This window comes from Thermococcus sp., from assembly GCF_027008145.1.
Classification (GTDB): domain Archaea; phylum Methanobacteriota_B; class Thermococci; order Thermococcales; family Thermococcaceae; genus Thermococcus.
In genome coordinates this window covers 1-3,355 of record NZ_JALTCZ010000024.1, presented here as the reverse complement: position 1 = coordinate 3,355, position 3,355 = coordinate 1, and the positions used below count along the sequence as shown (strand labels likewise).

Genomic DNA, 3,355 nt, shown 5'->3' with positions numbered 1-3,355 from the left:
CTCCGGTGAGAAGCCACCTTCGGTGTCCACGTAAGCTACCTTACCCCCGCTGAGGAGGCCCGTCTGAACTGCCAGCGTCGTTTTCCCTGTTGCATACGGTCCGTATACCTCTGTGAGAACCCCCTCTGCAAAGCCCCCTCCTAGGAGTCCGTTCAGCTTCCTGGAGCCGGTTGATAGCATAGCTTTCCCTCAGAAGGTCATCTCCCTATACAGCTCGGGTTTCTTGACCAGAGCCCAGACGCGCCTCTTCCTCAGCTCCTCGGCGAGCTTTTCTGGATCGCCCTCGCCGTAGACCCCGTAGTGCATTGGGAGTACTATCCTTGGCCTTATGTCCTCCACTATGTGAGCCGCTTCGCGCTCGTTCGCGGTGGAGCGCCCGCTTATCGGGACGAGAAGAATATCGACCTTACCGCGGAGCCTTTGGAATATCGGACTCGCGTAGGTGTCCCCGAGATGGAGAACCCTCTTGTCGCCCTCTATCAGGTAGCCAACAGGGTACTGGCTCGATGGGTGCTCGACAGCGATTGCGGTCACCTTAACGCCGTTGTCCATCTCTATGGTCTCTCCAATGTCTATCTCCCTTGCCCTGGTTATACCATCGCTTATGGCCATGAGGTATACCTGCTTGGGCCCTATTACCGTCGCTCCCCTGAGTCTTGAAAGCAGTTCCACCTTTCCGTAGTGGTCGGTGTGTTCGTGGGTTATCAGTATGTAGTCGACTTCACCTATTCTGTCGTCGTCGACCTCAGGGTAAGGGTCTATCAGGATCTTTACTCCCCTCGTCTCAATCCAGAAGCATGAGTGTCCATACCAGATTATCCTCATCGGCATAACCTCCTTAGAGTGCCTTCCTCAAAGCGGACTTAAAGTTTTCCCAGCGTTGGTTTTATTAAGGCGTATTCCTATTCGAAACTGGTGGGTATGAAAAGGAAGGGCCTCATAGTCAGGGAACCCTTTGCGAGCCTCATAGTGGATGGTGAGAAGGTCTGGGAGGTAAGGAAGTTCCGGACGAGGGTTAGGGGCGAGATTCTGATAATCTCCAAGGGGAAAGCGATAGGAAAGGCCGAACTGGTTGATGTTCTCGGCCCCTTCACCCCGGAGGAGCTGGCGGAGCACGAGGCAAAGCACAGGGTCAGCTTTGAGTTCCTCAAGAGATACTCCAACGGAAAGCCCCTCTACGCATGGGTTCTCAGGAATACAGAGCGCTTCGAGAGGCCGAAAGACGTTGAGATGGCCAGGGGCGTTCAGATATGGGCCAACGTGGTGGTCAGGGATGAGTAAGCGCTTTCTCTTCCCCGCCCTGAGATGGCCATTCTTCCTCTTCGTGGCCCTCTTCTTCATCCTCGTTTTTCTCATATTCTCCGGGGCAGTTATGTTGGCCTTTCACAGGCTTGGAATGCCCCCCCAGGTCGCTGTTACACTCTTTGCCTTCGCCCTCGTGGGAAGCTTCATAAACATCCCCATAGCCGAGGAGGTGACCTATGAGCCGGTTATCCGCGTCCGTCCCCTCGGCTTCTTTGGTCTCGTCTACCCCGCCCCCTACTTCGACTGGGAGGAAAGAAAGACGGTAATAGCCGTTAACGTCGGTGGGGCATTGATCCCCCTGAGCGTGGTGATATACGAGTTCATAAGGATGGTGGAGCGTGCTCAGTATGGACTTCTTCTCAACTCTCTTATAGCTGTCGCAGTGGCGTCGCTATTCAGCAACGCCGTCGCAAGGCCAATAAGAGGCCTCGGCATTGCGATGCCCTCCTTCTTCCCCCCTATCATGGCGGTTCTCCTCGGCTGGGCCTTTGGGGATGGTAATCCCACGGTTGTTGCCTATGTGAGCGGAACCCTCGGGGTTCTCATTGGGGCTGACCTCATGAACTGGGGTAAGATAAAGGGACTCGGTGTCCCAATGGTCAGCATTGGGGGTGCCGGAACCTTCGACGGTATATTCCTTGCGGGAGTTATTGCCGTCCTGCTGGTTTAACGCTGGGTTTATAAGGGTCGGGTTCTACACGCTTGCGTCAATGGAGGTGACCCTCATGTTCGTCATTGGCAGCGGCGCAAAACACTTGGAGGATGAGATGCGCCAGTTTGGGGCGGAAATCCTTGAGGTTGAACTCAGGAGGTTCCCCGATGGGGAGAAGTACGTTAGGGTGATGGGGAGCGGGAGTGAAGCCACGGTCATCAGCTCGACCTTTTACCCCCAGGACGAGAGAATTCTGGAGCTCCTCCTTATAGGGGACGCTCTCAGGGAAAGGGGCTTTGAAAAGCTCAGGGCTGTCATCCCCTACTTCGCCTACGGCAGGCAGGACAGGGTTGTGAAAGAGGGGGAGCCGATAAGCGTTAGGGCAGTCATGAGGGCCCTCGGCCTCTACTACGATGAGCTCTATGTCGTCGATATACATAACCCCAAGACCCTCTCCTACTTTCCTGGGAAGGCCGTCAACATATCCCCGGCTAGGGCCATAACCGAGTACTTCAGAGGGAAGCTTGGAGAGGGTATCGTCCTGGCCCCGGACAGGGGTGCTCTGAGAAGGGCGAAGGTGGTTGCTGAGCTCATTGGGGTTGAATACAGTCACTTTGAGAAGCACAGGATTTCGCCTACCGATGTTGAGATGAGGCCTGTTGAGGTGGATGTTAGTGGAAAGAACGTCCTCATAGTGGACGACATCATAAGCACGGGGGGAACGATGATAAAGGCCTCCTCAATACTGAAGAAGTTGGGAGCGAGAAGGATATTCGTTGGAGTTACCCACGGGGTCTTCGCGGAGGGGGCTATAGAGCGGGTTAGCAAAGCCGTCGATGAACTCGCGGTCACGAACACCATACCGACCCCGGTTTCAAAGATAAGCATCGTTCCCGATATAGTGAGCTTGAAACCGAACCGGGGGTGAGGCTTTCCCTCTGCAAAAATTTTTAACATCTTTATGTTTAAAGATATGCATTTAAGCGGGCTCTTTTGACGGTCTCTTTTTTAAAATACACCCGTAGAAGGTTTTTGCAAAAATTTTTCATCGCGGGGGTCTGGGCCTATAGGGTGGAGCGCCCGAACAGGGCGCTGAGACCCGGGTGCCATGACGGCGGCGTCGGGGGGAAAGGGTGCAAAGCACCCACCGATGAACCCCGCCCTCCAGCCCGGGTGACAGAAGGTGCGCTCCCGAGGAAACTCCGGAAGGAGGGTCCCTCGGGGGTAAGGCAGGCCCGGCATCCCGACCAAACCCCGGACGGGAATTTTGGTACTTCCTGTTAAGGGAAGTCCCACCGGCCGTACTCCTTGCTCAATTCCGGTTGATCCTGCCGGAGGCCACTGCTATGGGGGTCCGACTAAGCCATGCGAGTCACGGGGTCCCTTCGGGGACACCGG

At 55.4% G+C, this 3,355-nt stretch carries 4 protein-coding genes, 1 rRNA gene and 1 pseudogene; 4 read left to right on the top strand and 2 right to left on the bottom strand.

What is annotated here, in order from left to right; translation table 11 throughout:
• Positions 1-180, bottom strand: a pseudogene (locus tag MVD07_RS01055) (DNA repair protein RadB); the annotation flags it as partial.
• Between the two features lie 9 nt (positions 181-189).
• Positions 190-825, bottom strand: a complete 636-nt coding sequence (locus tag MVD07_RS01050; protein ID WP_297497455.1) for an MBL fold metallo-hydrolase — start codon at positions 823-825, stop codon at positions 190-192.
• Positions 826-921: 96 nt separating this feature from the next.
• Between MVD07_RS01050 and MVD07_RS01045 the strand changes: the two genes are divergently transcribed.
• From MVD07_RS01045 to MVD07_RS01030, 4 genes are all read left to right on the top strand, one after another.
• On the top strand, positions 922-1,281 hold the full coding sequence (locus MVD07_RS01045) for an ASCH domain-containing protein (protein ID WP_297497453.1): 360 nt from the start codon (positions 922-924) through the stop codon (positions 1,279-1,281).
• Entirely contained in the window at positions 1,274-1,975 is a 702-nt protein-coding gene (locus tag MVD07_RS01040; RefSeq protein WP_297497449.1) for a DUF1614 domain-containing protein, read from the top strand. The genes MVD07_RS01045 and MVD07_RS01040 overlap by 8 nt, the downstream gene beginning before the upstream one ends.
• Before the next feature lie 55 nt (positions 1,976-2,030).
• Complete coding sequence (locus tag MVD07_RS01035; protein WP_297497446.1) at positions 2,031-2,885, top strand: ribose-phosphate diphosphokinase; 855 nt, start codon at positions 2,031-2,033, stop codon at positions 2,883-2,885.
• 387 nt (positions 2,886-3,272) lie between these two features.
• A 16S ribosomal RNA gene (locus tag MVD07_RS01030) occupies positions 3,273-3,355 on the top strand; the annotation flags it as partial.